This window comes from Rhodanobacter panaciterrae, assembly GCF_014651895.1.
Taxonomy (GTDB): domain Bacteria; phylum Pseudomonadota; class Gammaproteobacteria; order Xanthomonadales; family Rhodanobacteraceae; genus Rhodanobacter; species Rhodanobacter panaciterrae.
Genome location: NZ_BMXT01000001.1, coordinates 864,530 through 887,404, shown reverse-complemented (window position 1 = coordinate 887,404; position 22,875 = coordinate 864,530). Strand labels below are relative to the sequence as shown.

Annotated in this window: 20 protein-coding genes and 1 tRNA gene; 7 read left to right on the top strand and 14 right to left on the bottom strand. The window is 63.5% G+C overall.

Annotation, left to right across the window (positions count from 1 at the left end; genetic code table 11):
- Positions 1-16: 16 nt before the first annotated feature.
- Entirely contained in the window at positions 17-2,182 is a 2,166-nt protein-coding gene (gene ppk1, locus IE071_RS04045; protein WP_189439859.1) for a polyphosphate kinase 1, read from the bottom strand.
- 148 nt (positions 2,183-2,330) lie between these two features.
- Entirely contained in the window at positions 2,331-3,131 is an 801-nt protein-coding gene (locus IE071_RS04040; protein WP_189439858.1) for an AraC family transcriptional regulator, read from the bottom strand.
- 132 nt (positions 3,132-3,263) lie between these two features.
- Here IE071_RS04040 and IE071_RS04035 point away from each other — a divergent pair, with 132 nt between their 5' ends.
- Entirely contained in the window at positions 3,264-4,505 is a 1,242-nt protein-coding gene (locus IE071_RS04035; RefSeq protein WP_189439857.1) for an MFS transporter, read from the top strand.
- Positions 4,506-5,111: 606 nt separating this feature from the next.
- Positions 5,112-6,023: a hypothetical protein gene (locus IE071_RS04030; protein WP_189439856.1), complete on the top strand. Its 912-nt coding sequence runs from the start codon at positions 5,112-5,114 to the stop codon at positions 6,021-6,023.
- Between the two features lie 541 nt (positions 6,024-6,564).
- On the opposite strand, the gene murB is transcribed toward IE071_RS04030, so the two are convergent.
- The 6 genes from murB to amaB form a co-directional block, all read right to left on the bottom strand.
- A complete protein-coding gene (gene murB / locus IE071_RS04025; RefSeq protein ID WP_189440889.1) occupies positions 6,565-7,593 on the bottom strand; it encodes a UDP-N-acetylmuramate dehydrogenase in 1,029 nt (342 codons plus the stop codon).
- A 10-nt stretch (positions 7,594-7,603) separates the two neighbouring features.
- On the bottom strand, positions 7,604-8,641 hold the full coding sequence (locus IE071_RS04020; protein WP_189439855.1) for a quinone-dependent dihydroorotate dehydrogenase: 1,038 nt from the start codon (positions 8,639-8,641) through the stop codon (positions 7,604-7,606).
- Between the two features lie 3 nt (positions 8,642-8,644).
- On the bottom strand, positions 8,645-9,412 hold the full coding sequence (locus tag IE071_RS04015) for a class I SAM-dependent methyltransferase (protein WP_189439854.1): 768 nt from the start codon (positions 9,410-9,412) through the stop codon (positions 8,645-8,647).
- A gap of 18 nt (positions 9,413-9,430) precedes the next feature.
- On the bottom strand, positions 9,431-10,207 hold the full coding sequence (locus IE071_RS04010; protein WP_189439853.1) for an SDR family NAD(P)-dependent oxidoreductase: 777 nt from the start codon (positions 10,205-10,207) through the stop codon (positions 9,431-9,433).
- Between the two features lie 9 nt (positions 10,208-10,216).
- On the bottom strand, positions 10,217-10,510 hold the full coding sequence (locus tag IE071_RS04005) for a DUF4190 domain-containing protein (protein WP_189440888.1): 294 nt from the start codon (positions 10,508-10,510) through the stop codon (positions 10,217-10,219).
- Between the two features lie 122 nt (positions 10,511-10,632).
- A complete protein-coding gene (gene amaB, locus IE071_RS04000; RefSeq protein ID WP_189439852.1) occupies positions 10,633-12,168 on the bottom strand; it encodes an L-piperidine-6-carboxylate dehydrogenase in 1,536 nt (511 codons plus the stop codon).
- Positions 12,169-12,448: 280 nt separating this feature from the next.
- Between amaB and IE071_RS03995 the strand changes: the two genes are divergently transcribed.
- Positions 12,449-13,609, top strand: coding sequence for an AAA family ATPase (locus IE071_RS03995; RefSeq protein ID WP_189439851.1), 1,161 nt, complete (start codon positions 12,449-12,451; stop codon positions 13,607-13,609).
- Positions 13,610-13,734: 125 nt separating this feature from the next.
- Positions 13,735-13,811, top strand: a tRNA-Arg gene (locus IE071_RS03990).
- A gap of 47 nt (positions 13,812-13,858) precedes the next feature.
- Here the strand turns inward: IE071_RS03990 and IE071_RS03985 are convergent.
- The gene (locus IE071_RS03985) at positions 13,859-15,418 is read right to left on the bottom strand and encodes a protein adenylyltransferase SelO (RefSeq protein ID WP_189439850.1); all 1,560 of its coding nucleotides are present in this window, start codon (positions 15,416-15,418) and stop codon (positions 13,859-13,861) included.
- A 122-nt stretch (positions 15,419-15,540) separates the two neighbouring features.
- Between IE071_RS03985 and IE071_RS03980 the strand changes: the two genes are divergently transcribed.
- Positions 15,541-16,134, top strand: a complete 594-nt coding sequence (locus tag IE071_RS03980) for a DUF1415 domain-containing protein (protein ID WP_189439849.1) — start codon at positions 15,541-15,543, stop codon at positions 16,132-16,134.
- 47 nt (positions 16,135-16,181) lie between these two features.
- Positions 16,182-16,514, top strand: a complete 333-nt coding sequence (locus tag IE071_RS03975; RefSeq protein ID WP_189439848.1) for a YkgJ family cysteine cluster protein — start codon at positions 16,182-16,184, stop codon at positions 16,512-16,514.
- Positions 16,515-16,529: 15 nt separating this feature from the next.
- Here IE071_RS03975 and IE071_RS03970 read toward each other — a convergent pair whose 3' ends face one another.
- Complete coding sequence (locus tag IE071_RS03970; protein WP_189439847.1) at positions 16,530-17,237, bottom strand: pseudouridine synthase; 708 nt, start codon at positions 17,235-17,237, stop codon at positions 16,530-16,532.
- Entirely contained in the window at positions 17,234-18,304 is a 1,071-nt protein-coding gene (locus IE071_RS03965) for a class I SAM-dependent methyltransferase (protein ID WP_189439846.1), read from the bottom strand. The genes IE071_RS03970 and IE071_RS03965 overlap by 4 nt, the downstream gene beginning before the upstream one ends.
- 167 nt (positions 18,305-18,471) lie before the next feature.
- Here IE071_RS03965 and IE071_RS03960 point away from each other — a divergent pair, with 167 nt between their 5' ends.
- Positions 18,472-18,846: a DUF4087 domain-containing protein gene (locus IE071_RS03960; protein WP_189439845.1), complete on the top strand. Its 375-nt coding sequence runs from the start codon at positions 18,472-18,474 to the stop codon at positions 18,844-18,846.
- Positions 18,847-18,930: 84 nt separating this feature from the next.
- Here IE071_RS03960 and IE071_RS03955 read toward each other — a convergent pair whose 3' ends face one another.
- From IE071_RS03955 to mprF, 3 genes are all read right to left on the bottom strand, one after another.
- Positions 18,931-19,272 (bottom strand): carboxymuconolactone decarboxylase family protein, encoded by a 342-nt coding sequence (locus IE071_RS03955; protein WP_189439844.1) that lies wholly within the window; start codon positions 19,270-19,272, stop codon positions 18,931-18,933.
- A 90-nt stretch (positions 19,273-19,362) separates the two neighbouring features.
- Entirely contained in the window at positions 19,363-20,148 is a 786-nt protein-coding gene (locus IE071_RS03950; protein ID WP_229792736.1) for a virulence factor, read from the bottom strand.
- A gap of 17 nt (positions 20,149-20,165) precedes the next feature.
- Entirely contained in the window at positions 20,166-22,772 is a 2,607-nt protein-coding gene (gene mprF, locus IE071_RS03945) for a bifunctional lysylphosphatidylglycerol flippase/synthetase MprF (protein WP_229792735.1), read from the bottom strand.
- Positions 22,773-22,875: the final 103 nt, after the last annotated feature.

Here is a 22,875-nt window from a genome sequence, read left to right as displayed (position 1 = left end):
CCAGGCAACAACCTGTCTAGCGGCTGTTGCCGGCCGTTGTCCCGCACAGTTTTTCCAGCAGCTCGGCCTGCACATCACGGACCGGCTCGTCACTGGTCGTCGCTGGGCGCAGGTACTGGCCGTCAGCTTGCAGCAGTGATGCACTGGTGTTGTCGGCGAGGTAGAGATCCAGTGCATTGCGCACGCGTTGCTGCAGCTTCTTGCCCTCGATCGGGAATGCACTTTCGACGCGACGATCCAGGTTGCGCTCCATCAGGTCGGCGCTGGACAGGTACAGCTGCGGCTCGCCATCGTTGGCGAACCAATACACACGGCTATGTTCGAGGAAACGGCCGATGATCGAGCGTACGCGGATATTTTCGGAGACGCCCTCCACGCCGGGACGCAGGCAGCAAACTCCGCGCACGATCAGCTCGATCTGCACGCCGGCGATGCTGGCCTTGTACAACGCACGGATCACCTTCGGCTCGGTCAGCGCATTGACCTTGATGACGATCTGCGCCGGCTTGCCGGCGGCGGCGTGCGTGGTCTCGCGCGCGATCAGTTCGAGCAGGGTCTTCTTCAGCGTGAACGGTGCATGCAGCAACTTCTTCATGCGCAGCACCTTGCCCATGCCGGTGAGCTGGCTGAACAGCTTGTGCACATCCTCGCACAAGGCCTCGTCGGAAGTGAGCAGGCTGTAGTCGGTGTACAGCCGCGCATTGCCGGTGTGGTAGTTGCCGGTGCCCATGTGGGCGTAACGCACCAGCTCGCTGCCCTCGCGGCGCTGGATCAGCATCAGCTTGGCGTGCGTCTTGATGCCGACGACACCGTAGATCACCATCGCGCCGGCCTGCTGCAGACGCGAGGCAAGCGTGAGGTTCGACTCCTCGTCGAAACGCGCGCGCAACTCGACCACCGCGGTCACTTCCTTGCCGGCACGCGCCGCGTCGACCAGCGCATCGACGATTTCCGAATTCGCGTTGGTGCGGTACAGCGTCTGCTTGATCGCCAGCACCTGCGGATCCTTCGCCGCTTGGCGCAGCAGGTCGACCACCGGCGAAAACGATTCGTACGGATGCAGCAGCAGCACATCCTGCTTGCCGATGATCTGGAACAGGTCCTCGGCGTGCTTGAGTACCTTCGGCAGCACCGGGGTGAACGGCGGATATTGCAGCTGCGGATAACCCGCCTCGCTGGCGATGCGGAACAACCGCGCCAGGTTCACCGGGCCGTTCACTTCGTACAACTCGGACTCGTTGAGGCCGAATTGCCTGAGCAGGTAGTCGGCCAGATCCTTCGGGCAGTTGTCGGCTACTTCCAGCCGCACCGCATCGCCGAAGCGGCGCGAATACAGCTCGCCGCGCAGCGCCAGCGCCAGATCCTCGACGTCTTCCGGATCGAGCGTGAGGTCGGCATTGCGGGTCAACCGGAACTGGTAGCAGCCGAGCACGGTCATGCCGGGGAACAGTTCCTCCGCATGCGCGTGGATCATCGAGGACAGCAGCACGTAGTTGTCGCCGCCCTCGCAGATCTCCAGCGGCAAACGGATCAGCCGCGGCAGCACGCGCGGCGCCGGCACGATCGCCAGGCCGGAATCGCGGCCGAATGCATCGACGCCATCCAGCCGCACGATGAAGTTGAGGCTCTTGTTGACCAGCAGCGGAAACGGGTGGGTCGGATCGAGCCCGATCGGCGTGATCAGCGGCGCCACTTCCTCGCGGAAATAGCGGCGTACCCACAACTTCTGCTTGTGCGTCCACTGGGTGCGGCGAACGATGCGGATGCCCTGCCCGGCCAGCTCCGGCAGGATGCGCTCGTTGAGGATCGCGTACTGCCGTTCGATCTGCTTGTGCGCGATCTCGCTGATCTCGGCCAGGGCGCGCTTCGGTGGAATGCCGTCCGCGCCGATCATCTCGTGATCCAGCGCGATCTGGCCTTTCAGCCCGGCCACGCGGATCTCGAAGAACTCGTCCATGTTGCGCGAGAAGATCAGCAGGAACTTCAGCCGCTCCAGCAGCGGCGTGCGCTCGTCCAACGCCTGGTCCAGCACGCGGATATTGAACTGCAGCTGCGACAGCTCGCGGTGGATGTACAGGCGATTGTCGGTGAGATCCACCGCCGGCGTCGCCGACACGGCATCGTTGGCGGCCGGCACGGAAGCGTCGGGTGGCGAGGTCTCGCGGATGATGCGGCTGTTCATCGGTACACCAGCTCTGGCAAGGGACGAGTGCGTTCAATCACGGTAGCGCACCGCGGGTGACGGCCGGATCGGCGCACCGCGATGGTGCTGCATTGGTCAGTATGCTGCAGTTTTCTGACTACCAGGTGACACGGGTTATTCAGGAGCTTCATGCATCAATGGCGTCACGGCGCCACCGTTCGTCCGCTGCCAGGTAACGGCTGGGCGCTGCACCCAGCACGCGCCGGAACGCCGCGGTGAATGCGCTGGCACTGCTGTAGCCGAGATCCACCGCGACCTGGGTGATTGAATCGCCACCGCCCAGCCGGGTCAGCGCGGCGAGCAGGCACGCCTGCTGGCGCCATGCGCTGAAACTCATGCCAGTCTCCTGGCGAAACAGCCGGGTGAAACTGCGTCGGCTCATGCCGGCCTTGTGCGCCATCGCGTCGATATCGATTTCCAGCGCCGGCGCGGCGATCAGGGCACGACACAGACGGGCCAGCCGCGGATCGCGTGGCAGCGGCGTGTTCAGCGCCAGCGCCGGCATCGCGGCAATCTCGTCCAGCAACAGCGCCATTACACGGCCGTCGCGCCCGCCCAGCGCGTACTCGGCGGGCAGGTCCACCGCTTCCAGCAGCAAGGCGTGCAACAGCAGCGATACCCCGATCACCCGACAATGCGTCGGCAGCAGCGCGGACGCTTCATCCCGCACATAGGCGCTTCGCGTGGATACGGCACCACTCATGCGCACCTCGTGCGCCACGCCTGCCGGTATCCACAGCGCGCGACGCGGCGGCACCACCCAGCTGCCTTCGTCGGTGATTGCCGTGACCACGCCAGTGGCTGCGTACAGCAGCTGGCCGCGCTTGTGGGCATGACGCGGCAGCACGTAGTGCGGCGGATAGTCGTTGCCGGTGATGACAACGTCGCGCGGGGTGTCTTCGTAGTGGGTGACGCGGGTATTGCGCATGATGAGCGGGATCTTGGCCCGAATTCGACAACATTTGACCCAGCAATACATGCGGGCCGCTACCGGCCACTCTAAAGTGGCGCTCCTGGCGATGCAATGCGCGCCAACCCTCCCCCATCCCCGAGAGTCCCCATGGATACCCGCGTCGACGAGGCGAGCCTGCCGGTTCAGCCGACGACCCCACCGACAGCAATTCCGGCCGAAGGCACGGCCTTTGGTGTGCTTGGCGGCATCAGCTTCGCGCACATGCTCAACGACATGATCCAGTCGCTGCTGCTGGCGATCTATCCGGTCCTGAAAAGCGATTTCCACCTGAGCTTCGCCCAGGTCGGCCTGATCACCCTGACCTACCAACTCACTGCCTCGATGCTGCAGCCACTCGTCGGTATGGTCACCGACCGCAGGCCGATGCCGTACTCGCTGCCGGTGGGCATGGGCTTCACCCTATGCGGCCTGTTGCTGCTGGCGGTGGCACCGAACTTCCCGATCCTGCTGGTCGCCGCCGCGCTGGTCGGCACCGGCTCGTCGGTATTCCATCCGGAATCCTCGCGGGTGGCGCGGATGGCCTCCGGCGGCCGACATGGCCTGGCGCAATCGCTGTTCCAGGTCGGCGGCAACACCGGCGCGTCGCTGGGCCCACTGCTGGCCGCATGGATCATCGTGCCGCACGGGCGCGGCAGCGTGGCGTGGTTCTCGCTGGCGGCGCTGCTGGCGATCGTGGTGCTGCTGCAGGTCGGCCGCTGGTATGGGCAGCATCATGTCGCGCGCAGCAAGTCGGCGGCGCGTCATCTGACCGTCGTGTCGCTCACACGCAACCAGATCATCGGCGCGCTGGCGATCCTCGGCCTGCTGATCTTCTCCAAGTATTTCTACCTGGCCAGCCTCAGCAGCTATTACACGTTCTACCTGATCCACAAGTTCGGCGTATCGGTGCAGAGCGCGCAGGTGCACCTGTTCGTGTTCCTGTTCGCGGTGGCCGCCGGCTCGCTGATCGGCGGCCCGATCGGCGATCGCATCGGGCGCAAGTGGGTGATCTGGGTATCGATCCTAGGCGTGGCGCCGTTCACCCTGCTTCTGCCGCACGCGAACCTGATGTGGACCGGCGTGCTGACCGTGATCATCGGATTGATTCTGGCCTCGGCGTTCTCGGCAATCCTGGTCTACGCACAGGAACTGATCCCCGGGCGCGTCGGCATGATCTCCGGTTTGTTCTTCGGCTTCGCGTTCGGCATGGGCGGCATTGGTGCGGCCGTGCTTGGTGGACTGGCGGATGCGCATGGCATCGAGTATGTCTACCGGTTGTGTGCGTATCTGCCGTTGATGGGGTTGATTACGGTGTTTTTGCCGAATATCGAGAAGCGGGCTCACGCGTAGTTCTTTTGTAGGAGCGGCTTCAGCCGCGATGGTCTTGCTCGATTTTTTTGATTAAGTGCAGAGCTTTCGTGCGCCTACGGCGCCCGAGTTACTTTCTCTTTGTGTGGCCAAAGAGAAAGCTAACCAAAGAGAAAGGCCACCCCGCTTGGCGCTTGCCGAGCATCCTGCCCGGCAAGTCCGTGAGGGCCGGCCGGGTTTTTCGACAGGACTCCTGTCCTGGCGAAAGATGATCGGCATCCCTGCCGATCCCCCTGCGGGCCTGTCGTCCGCCCCTCACCGCCGCACAGGGGCCCCGGTAAAGCAGCGGGCCATCGTGGCCCGCACTCTTCAGAAGAGCCAAAGCAAAGCAAAGCAAAGCAGAGCAAAGGCAAAGCAGAACAACAGCAACGGTTGAAAGATCTGAGTCATCTCTGTGGCGCGGCCAACGGCGCACCGCAATTGACATTCCGACTATCGACCAAGCCATGTTGTTGCACAGGAATCCCTATCCTTGACGTCATGATTCAAGGCTCGCACCATCCTTTGCGTACCCTGGATTTTTAGGGGCTACTAAGCGTTGGGTGTCAGATGATTGAGGATCAGGACAATCTTGGTGGAATTTCTGCGATGAACCCTGTCATCGCGCGCCCTTACGCCGTTGGGATTTTTGATGTCCTAGGCTTCAAAAGGAGATTCGAAAAATTCGGCCTTGAGGAAATTACCGCTCGATACAGGGCGCTCATCGATATCGTCGTTAAACGAGATGAGCACATGGCGAAGACGAAGACATTTTTCCCGAAAGAAGGTCCTTATTGGTGCGCCGGCGGTGAAATTTTACCTATAACAAAAGTCTACGCTGCTTATGCCAGCGATACCTTCGTGGTCTGGGCTAACTACACTTGGACCGACCTGCATGTGCGCACTCAGGACGAGCTGGAGAAGCTGTCCAAAGATTCGAACCATGACTGGCTTTTTCAGCCAATCCCGTGCGACGCATTTTTGGAAATCTGCAGCGAATTGATGTGCCGAAGCTTGCAAGTAGGCTTACCACTTCGAGGCGCGCTGGCTGTTGGTGATGCCATTTTGGATAAGGAAAGAAACATCTTCTTAGGTCAGCCAATCATCGACGCGAACCTACTGGAGCATGATCAAAAGTTCATTGGTGCTGGGATGTGTAGTTCATTTGTTAGTCAAACGATCCCTAAGCGCTTCGCTCTTTCGTTTAGTCAGCAAATGAAGAAGTCTTCCGTGCGCGAAGCTAGTGGACTGATTTTGGATTGGCCTCGTCATTGGAGAAGCACTCGACCTTTTGATCTTAAGAAAATTGTCGAGGCCATGAACACCGATAGTACGTTCTCCGAATACTACGAGGATACTTTGTCGTCGATTGATGAGTCAGAGAAAGCTATCGATGACATTGAGCACGGAAAGGCGTGCCCCATACGTAGCAACTATGAGCAATTTTCATATTCGCGTGAGGGAAACATCGCTGCACATGCAATGGCCGTCAGACGTTGCACGCCAGAAGAAGCAGTCTGATGCGAGCTTAGATGGAGACGCCCAATCAGCAACTCCACCCAAAGCCCCTGCAGCCGCTTCGCGTCGTCGCCAAGATGCAGGTGAACCTAAACGGTGACCATTTGCTTCTTGGCGATCGCAAACATTCGTAGCAGCAGAAACCAATACTTCAATTCGACGTCTGGCTACGGCTCTTCAGCTCTCGCAACCGCGAAGCGGTTGCGTACCGAGTGCGGGCCAGGATGGCCCGCTGCTCTACCCGGGGCCCCTGTGCGGCGGTGAGGGACGGACGACAGGCCGCGCAGCGGTGATCGGCATGGATGCCGATCATTTTTCGTCAGGACAGGAGTCCTGTCGAAAAACCCGGCCGGCCCTCACGGACTTGCCGCCCATGGATGGGCGGCAAGCGCCAAGCGGGGTGGCCTTCTCTTTTGGTTACTTTTCTCTTGGCCACGCAAGAGAAAAGTGACTCGGGCTCCGCAGGAGCACGAAAGCTCTTCGCTTGAAATCAATCAAAGCAATGCAGAGCATCGCGCACAGGGCACGCTCCTACAAGAAAGACTCAGCGCGCGCCGATCACCACCGGCTCCGACTCCAGCATGACACCGAACTTGTCGCGCACACCGTGCATCACTTGCTCCGCCAGCGCCCACAGTTGCGGCCCCGTCGCCTTGCCATGATTCACCAGCACCAGCGCGTGCCGATTGGAGATGCCCGCATCGCCTTCGCGGATACCCTTGAAACCAGCGGCCTCGATCATCCAGGCAGCGGAAACTTTGCAGCGGCCGTCCGGCTGCGGCCACACGGCCAGTCCGGGATGCTCACGCTTGAGTGCATCAGCCAGCGCGGCGTCGATGATCGGATTCTTGAAGAAGCTGCCGGCATTGCCGATCACCGCCGGGTCGGGCAGCTTGCTCGTACGCAGGTGCACCACTGCCTCGGCCACGTGGAACGGCGCGGGCTTGTCCACGCCCATCCGCGCCAGTTGTTCGTTGATACCGGCGTAGTCGGTACGCAGCGGACGGCTGCGCGGCAACACGAAACGCACGGCGGTGACGATGTAACGGCCAGGTTCATGCTTGAACAGCGAGTCGCGGTAGGCGAATGCGCAGGTCGCATGATCCAGCGTCACCACGCGGCACTCGCGGATATCCCACGCTTCCACACTTTCGATGAACTCGGCCACTTCGCAGCCATACGCACCGATGTTCTGGATCGGCGCGGCGCCGACAGTGCCGGGAATCAGGATCAGGTTTTCCAGCCCGGCGTAGCCGTGGCCCAGGGTCCAGCGCACGAAGTCGTCCCAGCGCTCACCGGCGGCGACGGCAATGCGTGCGCTATCGCCATCACTTTCCACCTGGACGCCACGGGTTTCCATCGCCAGCACGGTGCCGTCGAAATCGCCGGTGAACAGCACATTGCTGCCTTCGCCCAACACCAACAGGCGTCCGTTGCGCACGGCCGGAAAGTCGAGCAGCTCGGGCAGCTTGCTGGCGTCGCGGATCTCCGCCAGCAGTGTCGCCCGTGCGGCCACGCGCAACGTGTTGCGATTGGCCAGCGAAGCGTTTTCGATGAGCGTGTAACCACCCATGTCTACCTGTTCAACCGGCATTGGCAGCCTCGCGCTGGCGACGGATTTCGTTGACGCATTCGCCAACCAGATGTGGCCCACGATAGATCAGCCCCGAATAGACCTGCACCAGCGAGGCGCCGGCGTCGAGCTTCTCGGCGGCATCGCTGCCATCGAGAATGCCGCCCACGCCGATCAACGGGATGCGCCCCTGCAAGCGTTTGTGCATGCCGGCGAGCACCGCGGTGGAACGCTCGAACAGCGGCTTGCCGGACAGCCCGCCAGTTTCACCGCCATGCGGATCATCGGCCACCGCTGCATGGTCGATGGTGGTGTTGGTGCAGATCACGCCATCGATGCCGGTGCGCAGTAATACTTCGGCGATCGCGTCGAGTTCGGTTTCGCTCAGATCCGGCGCGATCTTCAGCAGCATCGGCTTGCGCCGGCCCTGCTGCGAACCCAGCCGTTCCTGCGCCGCGCGCAACAGCGAGATGAACTTGTACAGCGTGGCTTCCTGCTGCAGGTCGCGCAGCCCCTGGGTGTTCGGCGAGGAGATGTTCACCGTGATGTAGCTGGCGTGCTCGTAGACCTTGTGCAGGCAGGTCAGGTAGTCGTTGACCGCCTTCTCGTTCGGCGTGTCCTTGTTCTTGCCGATGTTGATGCCGAGCACGCCGTGATAGCTGGACTGCTGCACGTTGCGCACCAGCGCATCGACGCCGCCGTTGTTGAAGCCGAGTCGGTTGATGATCGCCTCGTGCTGCGGCAGCCGGAACATGCGCGGCTTGTCGTTACCCGGCTGCGGCAGCGGCGTCACCGTGCCCACTTCGATGAAGCCGAAACCGAGCGCGTTGAGCGCGTCGAGGTGGTCGGCATTCTTGTCCAGCCCGGCGGCGAGGCCCACCGGATTTGGGAAGGTGATGCCGAACACGGTGGTCGGCAAGTCGGCCGGCGGCTTGGCGATCCAGTGCGCGAAGTTGCTGCGCTGGGCCACGCCAAGTCCATACATGGTCACGCGATGCGCAGTTTCGGCATCGAGCTTGAACAGCAGCGGGCGCAGGTAGTCGTACATGGGTCAGCCCATATGTCCGGCAAAGATGCGGGTGTCGTAGTCGAAGCTTACCGTGCCGTGCTCGGCACAGCTGTCGAACAGTTCGCGCAGCGCCTGCAGCATCGGTTCGTGTTGCGGGTGTCCGGCCTGCGGCGCATACGACGACGACATCAGACGCCCGCGCAACGCCTCGAAATCCAGCCGCTGGGCATGTTCGAAACTGGCGCTGCCGCGGAAACCGACGCCGAACCAGTGGCGCATCCGTGCATCGTCGGCGTAGCGCTCGGCTACGCTGGTGTAGTCGGTACCGAACTGTTGCAGCAACGCCTCATAGCCTTCGAGGAAACGCGTACCGATCAGCCGGCGCGAATTCCACCAGATCGCGACCAGGCCGCCGTGGCGCAGGATGCGCGCGAACTCGCGTCGCGTGGTTTCCTCGTCGAACCAGTGGAACGCCTGCGCCACGGTGACCAGGTCCACGCTGGCATCAGGCAGCCCGGTGGCATCGGCTTTGCCGTCGATAGCGTCGAAATTTTCGTAAGCCTGCAGCCAGCGTTCGGCGGCGGCGCGCATCGGCGCATTCGGCTCCACTGCGGTCACGCGATAGCCCGCATCGAGAAACAGCTTCGACGAGATGCCGGTGCCGGCGCCGACATCCGCGACCCGCCAATCCACACCGACACCTTGCTCGCGCTGCAGCCATTCGAGCAGCGCCGGCGGATAGTCCGGCCGGTAGCGCACGTAATCGTCGACGCGGTCGCTGAAGCGCGCAGTGGAGTGCAGGTCACTCATGTCATCCGTCCTGTCTGGTCAGCCATTGAGCATCTGGCCGCCATCGACCGCCAGCGTCTGCCCGGTGATCCAGCCGGCCCATGGCGAGGCCAGGAACAACGCAGCATGGGCGATTTCCTCCGGGCGACCAAAACGGCCGAACGGAATCTTCGCCAGCGTAGCCTGATAAAGCTGCGGCTGTTCGAGTTTGCGGCGCTCCCACAGGCCGTCGGCAAACGCGATCGAACCCGGTGCGATCGCGTTGACGCGGATGCGATGCTCAGCCAGCGCCAGTGCTTGCGAGGTGGTGTACTGGCTCAGCGCTGCCTTCACCGCCGCATAAGGCGCGCCACTGGCGCGCGGACGGAAGGCCGCAATCGAGCTGGTGTGCAGGATGCACGGCTGTGGTGATGTCTTGAGATACGGCAACGCCGCACGCGATGCGCGCACGGCCGCCATCAGGTCGACGTTGAAGCCGGCGATCCAGCCCTCGTCGCTCTCGTCGAAGCCGTAGCCACTGGCGTTGTTGATCAGCACGTCGATGCCGCCGAGCGCAGCGGCGGCATTCGCCACATAGGCGTCGATCGCTGTCGCATCGGCCAGGTCACAGCTTTGCGCATGCACGGTGGCGCCCAGCGTGGCGATCGCCTGGCGGGCTTCTTCCAGCGACGCTGCGCCGCGTGCGCAGATCGACACGGCGGCACCAGCCTGGGCAAAAGCCAGCGCCATGCTGCGACCGATGCCGCGGCTGCCGCCGGCGACGACGACGCGATAACCCTGAAAATCAAAAGAAGCGGAGGGCCGGATGGCAGCCATCAGGTTGCCTCAGTGCCAGTGCAGGAAGGCCAAGCCGAAGGCAATCAGCACGAACATGCCCAGCACGACCAGCGCAAGATGCGCGTAACCAAGCACCAGCCCGGCGATAGCCATACCATCGCCCTCGATCACGGCCTCCGGAGCCGCCTTGCGGATTTCACTGCGCGCCATATGCCCGCAGATGATCGCCACGATCGCGCCGATGAACGGCAGCAGGCACCAGGTAAGAATGCCGAAGACCAGACTCACGATTGCCAGCGAACTGGTGCTGGCAGCGGGCCGGTAGGACGGTTGATAGCTCATCGGATCGCTCACTCGGTCGAGGTGGGGCACGTCGAAATGGATCAGGTCGAAGTGGATCAGCGCCGGCATGCATTGTCATCGGCTACGGGCGACAACGCGGCCCGTAGCCTGGTTGCATCTGCTCAGAACTCGAACTTGATGCCCTGCGCCAGCGGCAATGCATCGGAGTAGTTGATCGTGTTGGTCTGGCGGCGCATGTAGACCTTCCACGCGTCCGAACCCGACTCGCGACCACCGCCGGTTTCCTTCTCGCCGCCGAAAGCGCCGCCGATCTCCGCACCCGAGGTGCCGATGTTGACGTTGGCGATGCCGCAATCCGAACCGGCTGCCGACAGGAACTGCTCGCCCGCGCGAAGGTTGTTGGTGAAGATCGACGAGGACAGGCCCTGCGGCACGTCGTTCTGCATGTCGATCGCTTCGTCCAGCGTCTTGAACGGCATCACGTAGAGGATCGGCGCGAACGTTTCGGTCTGCACGACCTCATGCGAGTTCGCAATGCCGGTGACGATGGTCGGCAGCACGAAGTTGCCCTTGCGATCGGTCAGCGCCGCGCCGCCGGTGGCGATCGTGCCGCCGGCCGCCTTGGCCTTGTCCACTGCGACAAGATAACCCTGCACCGCTTCGGAGCTGTTGAGCGGACCCATCAATGTGGTCGACAGGTTCGGATCGCCGATCTTGCCTTCGACCTGCTTGTACGCCTTGACCAAGGTCTCCAGCACGTTCTGGTAGATCGACTCGTGCACGAACAGCCGGCGGGTGGTGGTGCAGCGCTGGCCGGCGGTACCGACGGCGCCGAACACGATACCCGGAATCGCCAGCTTCAGGTCGGCGCTTTCGTCGAGGATGATCGCGTTGTTGCCGCCCAGCTCCAGCAGCGAACGACCCATGCGCTGCGCCACGCGCTCACCGACCATGCGGCCGACCTTGGTCGAGCCGGTGAAGCTGATCAGCGGAATGCGCTTGTCGTCGACGAACGCCTGCGACAGATCGGTGCCGGCATCGTTGAACAGGAAGAACAGATCGGGGAAACCGCCGGCCTTCAGCGCCTCGTTGCAGATGCGGATGGTGGCGATCGCCGACAGCGGCGTCTTCGGCGACGGCTTCCAGATGCAGATGTCGCCGGCGATCGTGGCCAGGAACGAATTCCACGCCCACACCGCAACCGGGAAATTGAATGCGCTGATGATGCCGACCAAGCCCAGCGGATGGTACTGGTCGTACATGCGATGGCCCGGGCGCTCCGAGTGCATGGTGGCGCCGTACATCATGCGGCTCTGGCCCACCGCGAAGTCGGCGATGTCGATCATCTCCTGCACTTCGCCGTCGCCCTCGGGCTTGATCTTGCCCATCTCCAGCGCGACCAGCGAACCCAACGCATCCTTGTGCTTGCGCAGCGCTTCGCCGCACAGGCGCACCGCTTCGCCACGCGCCGGCGCAGGCGTCGTGCGCCATACCTTGAAGGCGGCCTGCGCGCGCTTGACGATGATTTCGTAGTCGGCAGCGCTGGAGGCATGCACGGTGCCGAGCACTTCACCGGTGGCCGGATTCACCGGCTGCAACGCGCCGGCGTCGGCGGTCTTCGACCACTCGCCTTGGCCGAGGTACGTACCGGACTGCTCGCCATGGAGGCCGAGGGCGTTGAGGATGGCGTGGGACATGGTGTCTCCTGGACTTGCATGGCGACAGGGCGCCATGGGGAATGGGAAACCGCCATTCTAACAGGGCAGCTTCGCCCGCATGCTGCTGCCCGCCCGACGTCCCGGAAACGGCAACGACATCCGATACCTGCGATAACAGGCGACGGAAGCTCCGCCGCAACGCAAGTGGATGGCATATTACCCACACGCACCTTCACAGGGATCGAAGACGCATGCATCGACTTCAATGGAAGCTCTGCGAGAGTGGTAAAACGCTGATACGTATCAACGATTTCTCCCCATGCTGAACACTCTGGCGATTGCCAACTACCGTTCGCTACGTTCACTGACGCTACGGTTGGGCCGGCTGAATCTGATCACCGGCGCCAACGGCAGCGGAAAATCGAACCTTTACCGCGCCTTGCGGTTGCTGGCAGAAACAGCGCAGGGCGGCGTGATCAGCGCACTGGCACGCGAAGGCGGCCTGTCATCGACCTTGTGGGCAGGCCCCGAGAACATCACGTCCGCCATGCAACGCGGCGAAATGCCAGTACAGGGCGGCCCGCGCCAGCAGCCGGTGGCGCTCAAGCTGGGCTTTGCAGGCGAGGATTTTGGCTATGCCATCGATCTGGGGCTGCCCACGCCGTCGTCTTCGGCGTTCCATCGTGATCCAGAAATCAAGCGAGAAGTCATCTGGTCCGGTCCGTTCCTGCGACCATCAAATACGCTGGTCGATCGACATGGTGCGGTGGCTCGCGTGCGGGACGGGAAGCACTGGCGCGTCGCCGCTGAACATCTGAATGGTTTCGAGAGCATCTTTTCGCAACTGGCCGACCCGGAGCGTGCGGCAGAGGTGCTGTCACTGCGCGAGTCGATACGCGGCTGGCGCTTCTACGACCACTTCCGCTCCGACGCCGAGGCACCCGCGCGCCGGGCGCAGACAGGAACCCGCACACCCGTACTCAGCCACGACGGGCACGATCTCGCCGCCGCCTGGCAGACGATCCGCGAGATAGGTGATGCGCGGGCGCTCGACCATGCTGTGGAGGACGCCTTTCCTGGCGCAGAAGTACAGGTCGCCATCGATGACGAGCGCTTCAGCCTCCGGTTCAACCAGCACGGACTTCTGCGGCCGCTGGAAGCCACCGAATGGTCCGATGGCACCTTGCGTTACCTGCTATGGATCGCCGCACTGCATACGCCTCGCCCACCACCACTGATGGTATTGAACGAGCCGGAAACCAGCCTGCATCCCGATCTGCTGCCTGCTCTGGCACGACTGATCGTGAAGGCGTCACAGCGGAGCCAGGTCTGGGTTGTATCGCATGCTCCACGCCTGATTGCCGCGCTGGAAAGCATGCCTGAGTGCAACATTATCCATCTGGAAAAAGATCTCAGCCAAACCAAGATCGCCGGACAGCGTCTGCTGGATGAGCCTGCGTGGCACTGGCCGGAACGATGAAATGCGTCGCCTGCCTGGACCATGACATCGAGGAATCGGGGCATGACACAGGCAACGGTGCAGGCACGTCACCTGTGGATACCATCGAGCAAGAACCGGGCGATCCATGCGAAAATCCCGCCGCTGCCCTCGTAGCTCAGTTGGATAGAGCGGTCCCCTCCTAAGGGACAGGTCGGACGTTCGAATCGTCTCGAGGGCACCATTCGCAAGATTCAAAGGCCGACCATGCCGGCCTTTGTGCTTTTCGGCTCACGAACTGCACGACAGCATCGAGCAGCCAGCCTTGTGCCGGGCCCAGTCCGGGCGCTTCTGCGCGTATGCCTCGCGACCGGGCTGGTCGTCGTAAGGGCGCCGCATCACGTCGAGCAATTCCGTAATGCCGCCGGGATCGCCCTGTTCAGCCCGGTCGATCGCCTGCTGGGCCAGATAATTGCGCAACACGTAGCGTGGATTGGCCTCGCGCATGCGCGTCCGGCGTTGTTCGGCCGATTGTGGATCGGTGGCGAGACGGGCGACATAACGAGTCAGCCAGTCGTTGAGCGCCGGCTCCGCTTCGCGTCGTTTCGTCTCGTCGTAGAACGCATCGTTGAACGGTTCCAGTGTCGGCGCCCGTGCATCGACGTCGGCCAGCGCACGAAACCACAAAGTCATGTCGATTTCGGCCTGCTGCATCAGCGTCTGCAGCGACTGCATCAGCACCACGTCGTCATCGCGGCATTCGGTCAGACCGAGTTTGGCGGTGATGTTGGCGCGATCGGCAACAGCATAGGTCGCCGCGTAGCGATCCAGCCCGGCCTGCAAAGGCTCGACACTGGCAAACAGTGGCGCCAATGCGCCGGCCAGACGGCTCAGATTCCACCACGCCACGTCCGGTTGCTGGCCGTAGCGATAGCGGCGGCGCTGCGCGTCTGTCGTGTTCGGTGTCCAGTCCGGATCGTAGTTGTCGACCCAGCCGTACGGACCGTAGTCGATGGTGAGGCCGAGGATCGACATGTTGTCGGTGTTCATCACGCCATGCACGAAGCCCACGCGCATCCAGTGCGCGATCATCGTGGCGGTGCGCTCGCACACCTGTGCAAACCACTCCGCGTACAGCGCCTCACCCTGACCACTCAGCTCCGGGAAATCGCGGCGGATGGTGAAATCGACCAGCTGTTGCAACAGCGCCGTATCGCCGCGTGAAGCAGGCAATTCGAAATTGCCGAAGCGGATGAACGAAGGCGCCAGACGGCAGACGACTGCGCCGCGCTCCGGTTTCGCGTGGCCGTCGTAGAACATGTCGCGCACGACCAGCTCACCGGTATCGACCAGGCTCAATGCGCGCGTGGTCGGCACGCCGAGATGATGCATCGCTTCGCTGCACAGGAACTCGCGCACCGACGAACGCAGCACCGCACGCCCGTCCGCGCCACGTGAATACGGCGTCAACCCGGCACCTTTCAGCTGCAGTTCCCAACGCTCGCCGGCGGCGTTGATCGTCTCGCCCAGTGAAATCGCCCGGCCGTCGCCGAGCTGTCCCGCCCAGTGGCCGAACTGATGACCGCCATAATTCGCCGCATACGGCTGCATGCCATCGAGCAGCGCATTGCCGCCGAACAACTGCGCAAATTCCGGCGTAGCGACCTCAGCCTCGCTGAAACCGAGTGTCGCCGCCATCTCCACCGAATGCGCCAGCAGCTGCGGCGCCTCAACCGGCGAGGGATCGACGCGTGAATACAGCGCCGCTTCGACCTGGCGCAGGCGCGCGCCTTGCTCCGGATCGCCGGGCAGCTCGCGAACGAACGCGTTGTCGAAATGGAGCTTGAACATGGGTGGCCCGGGACAATGGAACAGACCGATCCTATATCCGGGCGCGCTACGCTTCATGCAAGGGCGAAGCGCTTCCATCGCATGGCGCTATAGTCGGCGCCGCCAGCCATTCAGGAAAACCCATGACCGACACGCCGCCGTCCACCAGCCTCAACGCCGATGCGCTGCCCGAGGATGCGCCGTACATCGCCGCCACCACGCGCTGGCTGGAACGTGCGGTGATCGGACTCAACCTGTGTCCGTTCGCCCGCGCACCGCATGTGCAGGGCAAGCTGCGCATGCGGGTGAGCCATGCGCGCGATACCGATGCGCTGCTCGACGATCTGTGCGGCGAGCTGCAGTCGCTCAACGCGCTGACGCCGGACGAATGCGAAACCGGCCTGCTGATCCATCCGTTCGTGCTGACGGATTTTCTCGATTACAACGACTTCCTCGATGTGGCCGATGCGGCGGTGCAGACGTTGGGGCTGGAGGGCGAGTGGCAGGTCGCCAGCTTCCATCCCGACTACCAGTTCGCCGAAAGCGCCAAGGACGACGTCGAGAACTTCAGCAACCGCTCGCCATTCCCCACCCTGCACCTGCTGCGTGAATCGAGCATCGAACGCGCGATGGACGTGATGAGCGATACCGACAGCATCTACCGGCGCAATATCGAGACGCTGCAACGGTTGGGAGCCGACGGCTGGCAAGCGCTGTGGCACGACAAGCCAAGCTGAACAGCCACCACAACAAAGCGTTCATGCCGCCCCTGTCATGCTGACGAGTGAACAATCTCCCCGATCCCTACGCGGAAAGCGTCGACCCGAGCGTGCAATGCACGACCTGCGAAGCCGTGTGCTGCCGCCTCACCGTGGTGTTGATGCCGGAAGATCACGTGCCGGCGTGGCTGGTCGACCACGACGAGCACGGCCTGGAAATCCTGGCCAAGGGTGAAGACGGCTGGTGTGCCGCGGTCAATCCGAACACGTCCGGCTGCACGATCTACGAGGATCGCCCCACCATCTGCCGCAAGTACGCGATGGGCAGCCCGAGCTGTCGCGACGAGCGGCACAAGTGGTTCGGCGCGACGATTCCCACTGCCGTGCACATGCTGTAACCAGGCGACTCAGGCTCAGGCCGTAGTGCCAAAAATCAACGCGACCTCGGCGGCATCAATCGCGCGCCATTCACCCAGCGGCAACTCGCCCAAGGTGAGCCCGCCGACCGAAATGCGCCGCAGCGTTTCGACGTGATTGCCAGCGGCGGCGAACATGCGACGCACCTGGTGATAGCGACCCTCGGTGACGGTGAGCCGGGCATGCCGCGGTCCCAAGACATCAAGCACAGCCGGCGCCAACGGCTCCTTTTCTGTCTCCAGCATCAGCGTGCCGCTGGCGAACAACTCGCCTTCATCGCCGCGCAGATCCTGCGCCAGCGTCGCCTCGTAGACCTTGGTCACCTGTGCCTTCGGCGAGATGATCCGGTGCAGCAGCGCGCCGTCGTCGGTAAACAGCAGCAGGCCGCTGGTATCGCGATCGAGCCGACCCACGCTGGACAGCACCGGCGAACGCACGTTGTAGCGCGGCGGCAGCAGGTCATACACGACCCGGCCCGGATCCTTGCGCGAACAGGTGACGCCGAGCGGCTTGTTCATCATCAACACCAGACCCGGCGGCGGATCGAGCGGTTCGTCATCGACGCGGACGGTTTCGTACGGCACCACGTCGTCGGCATACAGCACCTCGCCATCGGCATCGGTGATGCGGCCGGAACGGAACAACAGCGTCACGTCCTTGCGGCTGCCATAGCCCAGGTTCGCAATGAGTTTGACCAATTTCATCCACGCACTCCAACCGCTTCGATCACCTTGAATCCCTCTTGCGTCACCAGCGTGCGCACGTCGCGAAAACGCGCCGTCAGTATCGCCTCATACGGCAGATGCCGGTTCGCCACGATCAACAGACGCCCATCCGGCTCCAGTGCTTCGGCCGCGCTGGTGATGAAGGCACGCCCCAGCTCCGGCAGATCGGCACGACCCTGATGAAACGGCGGATTGCTGACGATGGCGTCGTAACGCTGCGCCAGACCACGCGTGACATCGTGCCAGTAGACCGCCACGCCAAGTTCGCGCCCGCACTCGTGCTTGGCCCTGGCCAGATTGATCCGCGCCGGTTCCAGCGCGCGCGCCTCGGCTTCATACAGGTCGATCGCGCTGACTTCCGGGCAGCGTGCGATGACCTGGCTGGCGAGATAGCCGTAACCCGCACCAAGGTCCGCCACGCGGCCGTGCAGGTCGCCCGGCAGATGCGCGGCCAGCAGCGCCGAGGCACGGTCGATGCGATCCCATGCGAACAGGCCGGGACGGCTGACGTAGCCGTCGACGATTGCGCGCGGCGCATCCAGCGCCAGCCATTCGGTCAGCAAGGCCTGGTCGATGTCGGCCGCGTCCGGCGTGCTCCAGAACACCCGGCACTTGTGCTTGGACTGGTGCTGCACGGCGCCGGCCAATCTCGCCAGATCCGCCTCGCCCGATTTCGCGCCCTCGGCATTCGGCATGCTGGCCAGTACGGTGCCGCCCGGCGCCGTGTGCAACAACGCGCGGGCGAACAACGCGCGTGCCTCATCGCGCTGGCGCGGTGGCAGCACCAGCACCAGCGGAAACACTTCACCGGCGGCCGGCTCACCGACGCGCAGACCGTTGCGCGCCAGCTCATCGGCAAACGGCATGAAACCCTGCTCGCACAACCAGCCGGGCTGCGCCATCTCGCGCAGCCGCATGCCGGCACGCGCACGCAGGAACAGCACACGACCGTCCGCCGGCAGTTGCAACTCGGCCGATTCGAATGGCACAAACAGGGCCGCCAACGCCGCATCCGGCGCGGCTGCAAAAAATCCGGCAGCAGTCACGTCATCTCTTCAACCATGAAACAGTGGCGGCATTGTACGTGGCGGCCAGCCTGGATACCCACGCGCCACGCCACGGTGGAACTGCCGTGGCATGATCCGGCGAATCCGACGCCAAGCTGGTGTCACATCGAGCAGGCTTCACCCCGAATGACCTCGCCGGGATAACCATGACTTACTGGAAAGTGCTACCGACCCTGCTGTGCGCCGTGCTGGCCGTATCCGCGGCGCGAGCACAGCAATCCCCAGCCAAGACCCAGACCCGCTGTGGCTGGTTCGACAACCCGACGCCGGGCAACGCATCGCTGTTCGACCGCGATGGCGAATGGGTGATCGGCATTCAGGGCGGTCACCAAGCCGACGGCGACTGGCCCGAATTCAGTGACGCGCAGTGGCTCGACACCAACGGACACCACGGGCATGGCTGCGCCTGCCTCGATGTCGTGGTCTCCGCCAGCACCCACGAAGTCATGCGCATCACGACCGCTCGCGCCAAGGCTCTTGCGGTCTGCCGTCGGGATCACACGCTGAAGGAACCGGAGTGACGCTGGCGGCAGATGCCGCGAATCACGCCGCAAGAAAGATGGCCGCCAGCTCCGTACCGGCAGGCGACCATCAACCATGTCAGCTCAACCGGCGCTGTGCGCGGTGACCGCATCCATCACCCGTGCCGAATACACCAGCGCGGCGCCGGCATTCATTGCGATCGCCACACCGAGCGCTTCGGCGATTTCCTCGCGGGTGGCGCCATGCTTCAGCGCCTCACCGGTATGCACGGTGATGCAGCCGTCGCAGCGGGTGGTGACGGCCACCGCCAGCGAGATCAGCTCGCGCGTCTTGGCATCCAGGTGGCCGGTCTTCTCGCCGGCGCCGGACAGGGTCTGATAACCCCTCAACGTATCCGGGCTCAGCTTGCCGATATCGCCGATGCGCCCGATCAATTCCTTGCGGTAACCCAGCCAATCCAACATGGAAGTCTCCTCGTTGACGTGGCGGCCAGACACCGCGCCTGGCCGTGGACGCCCATGATGCGCCACCGGGCCAGCGCGCGCATCAGCGATTCAATGCGTGCTGTCGACCGTCGAGGCCGCGGCCGGCAACTCCTGCAGCATCTGCGCGGCCAGCGGCTGGTAACCGCCGTCGAAATGATGGCCGCCCTTCTTGGCGTGGACCGTCACCCACTTGGGCAAGTCCGGCTCATCGCAGATGGTGTCGTCGCTGTCGTCCAGACCGTAGTAGCAGACCGTCGGCGGCTGACCCTGCAGTGCCTGCAGCGGCGGCAGCGTGTCGTAATGCCGGATCGGATTGAGGTGTTGCAGCAGGGTCTTGACGTGTTCCTTGAACCAGCCCTGCTTGATCATGTAACCCTCGAGCTCGATCTCGAACGTCGTATCCCGGCTGGGCGACAGCAGTACCAGCTGGGTGATCCGCGCGCGATTGACCGGGCTGAGCTTGTCGATGATCGTCGGCAGCACATCGGCGCCGAACGAGAATCCCACCAGCCAGATCCGCTGCTTGCCCCACTCGGCGGCGTATTTCGTCATCAGCGCATCGAGCTGCCGCGCCGACTCCTCCGGCGTGCGCTCGCGCCAGTAGTACTTGAATGTGTTGACGCCGAGCACCGGAATGCCGCGATCGATGAACGCGATGCCCAGCCGCCGGTCCAGGTCGGCCCAGCCGCCGTCGCCGGAATAGATGATCGCCATGACGTCACCCTTGCCGGCCGGCGGTGCCACGCTGACGCCGCTGACCGGCAGCACCACGCTGGCCTGCTCCAGGCTGACCCGCGACCACGGGCTCCAGATCAGTGCGATACCCAACAGGCCTGCGCCCACCGCTGCCAGCATGATCCAGCTCCTGCGCTTCATCGACGCACCACCCCTGAAAGTCCGCCGGAGATCAGGCTGGCCACATTGGTCAGGATCATCGGCAACGCGATACCACCGGGCACCGCCATGTAACGCGGCTCCCATTCCGGATCGAACTTGTCCTTGTAGCGCTGCAAGCCGCGGAAGTTGTAGAAGCGTTCGCCACGGCCGAACACCAGCGCGCCGAAGCGGTTCCACAACGGCGCCTGGCGCCGATTATGCAGGCCAGCCAGCGGTGCCATGCCGAGGTTGAACCAGCGGTAGCCCTCGCCCCGCGCCCACTGCATCAGTTCCACGAACAGGTAATCCATGATGCCGGTCGGGCCATCGGGCAGGAATCGCATCAGGTCCACCGACGCCTCTTCATGGGTCTCGTTGAGGAACAGATTGGCGAACGCCACCAGTTGATCGTCCTGCCACACCAGCGCCATCGGCGTGCGCACCAGATAGCGCGGATCGAACGCGCCGAGCGAGAAGCGCTTTTCGCGCACGCTCTTGTCGCGCAGCCACGCGTCGGAGATCTCCTTCAAGCGCGGCAACAGCGCGGCCACCGCCTCGGCCGGCACGATCTCAAGCCGCAAGCCCTCGCGGGTCAGCTTGTTCACCGTATTGCGCAGCACCTTCTTCGATTTGCCGTCCAGGTTGAACGCGTCCAGCCGCACGCGCGCCTCCTCGCCGATCTTCAGCAGATTCATGCCCACTTCGAGATACAGATCCAGATCGGCCGGGCTCACCTGATAGAACACCGGCCAGCCGCCGGCGCGTTCGCATTGATCGAGAAACGTCCACACCAACTCGCGCCGGGCATCGTCGTCGTTGCCCACCGGATCGCCCATGGTCACCCAGCTTCGCCCTTCGATGCCGTACATCACGAACGCCTTGTGCGCCGGATCGAACAGCAAGGTCTTGTCGCCGACCAGCGCCAGATGCGCCTGCGCGGAAGGGAACTGCTTGATCAGCGGCAGCGCCTGCGTCAACTCGGCATCATTGGGTGGTTCGGGGTTGAACCGCCGGGGTCGGATCAGGCTGGCCAGCGCAAACAACATGCCTGCCGCCGCTGCAGCGACCAGCGCACGCAGAGCCCGCGGCGCACCGCCCTGATAAAAGCTGAACTCCCACCACAGATCGCCGCTGTAATCGACGTGCTTGTAGCTGAACAACACCAGCCAGGTGGCGCAGCCGAGCACCGCCACAATCGCCACGATCCAGCCGATCGAGAAGGTAGTGCTGAACAACGAGGCGCGCCGATAGAACAGCCGATGCGCGGGCGCCAGCGCCATCGCCAGCAAGGTAAGCAGGGTCGCCTCCTCGTAGTCGATGCCTTTCAGCAGCGAGAACACCGCGCCGGCCAGCAGCAGCACCAAGGTCAGCCAATAGGCTGCATCAAGCCGACGTTGCAGGCCGCGGGCGAGGATCAGCAGCAGCATGCCAATCACGCTGGCCAGCAGATGCGAGACCTCCAGCACCGACAGCGGCAGCACGTCGCGCAGGATCGCCATGCGCGCGGGCAGCGCACGGGTCGCACCGGAAAACAGCAGCACTGCGCCGGAAACCAGGGTCAGTCCGGCGAAGAATGAAGGCAGCAGGCCGGTGAACCACGGCGTCAGCAGAGATTTCTCGCGCAGGCCCCGCGCTTCGCGCTGCAGCACCAGCACGGTGGCGGTACACAGCGGCAGCAGGTAGTAGACGACGCGGAACGCGGCCAGCGCGCCGAGGATTGGCGCGGCCAACGCCTCATTGCCGGTGGCGCCGAAGCCGGCCAGCATCACTGCTTCGAACACGCCGAGGCCGCCGGGCACGTGGCTGATCAAGCCGATGATCTGGGCAATCACGAAGATCGCCAGGAAATGCCCGAAGCCGTTGTTCAACTCGTCCGGCATCAGCACGTAGAGCACGGCCGCAGCCAGCCCCCAGTCCAGCGCACCGACGAGGATCTGGCGTACACCGGTGGCCACCGACGGCATGCTCACGCGCCAGCGCCACATGCGCAGCGGCCGGCGAATCAGTCCACCGGCCAGCCATGCCAGCGGCAGTAGGGTCAGCAAGACGCCCAACGGCCGGCTGAACTCCGCCAGCGGAAGACCAGCCGGCAGCGGTATGCACAACAAGGTCACTCCGGTCAGCGCCAGCAGACCCAGCCAGAAACTGACGGTGCAATACAGCACCACCCTGGCCACTTCGCCGGTGGACAGGCCGTTCTGGATATAGAAGCGATAGCGAATCGAACCGGATACCAGCAGCGACATACCCACCGCGTTGCTGAACGCGTAGCTGATGAACGAGATCATGGTGACCCGACGCCACGACAAGCGTCGCCCGATCGAGACCAGCGCAAAGCGGTCGTACAGCGTCATCACCGCATAGCCCAGCGCGGTAAACAGCGCCGCCAGCAGGAGGCGCGAGCGCGAAATACTCTGCACGTAGCGCCGAACCTGGTGGTAGTTCACCTCGCGGGCAAGCAGATGCAGCGCCCACAGCGCCAGACATAGCATCGCCACCGACAACAGTGGTCCGGCGAGCCGGCGCAGCAACACCGCACGCTGGCTCGGCGGCGTCAGGGCTTCACCGACGTCTTGAACCTGCTCGACCTTTTCCTGCTCCACGCGACGACCAACTCCCTTGCAAAGACCGACTAGGTTGCCACATTGAAGCTGACTGGCAATCTGCAGCGAGCGACGGAACGGTCAATCCAGCGCTGCATTACCC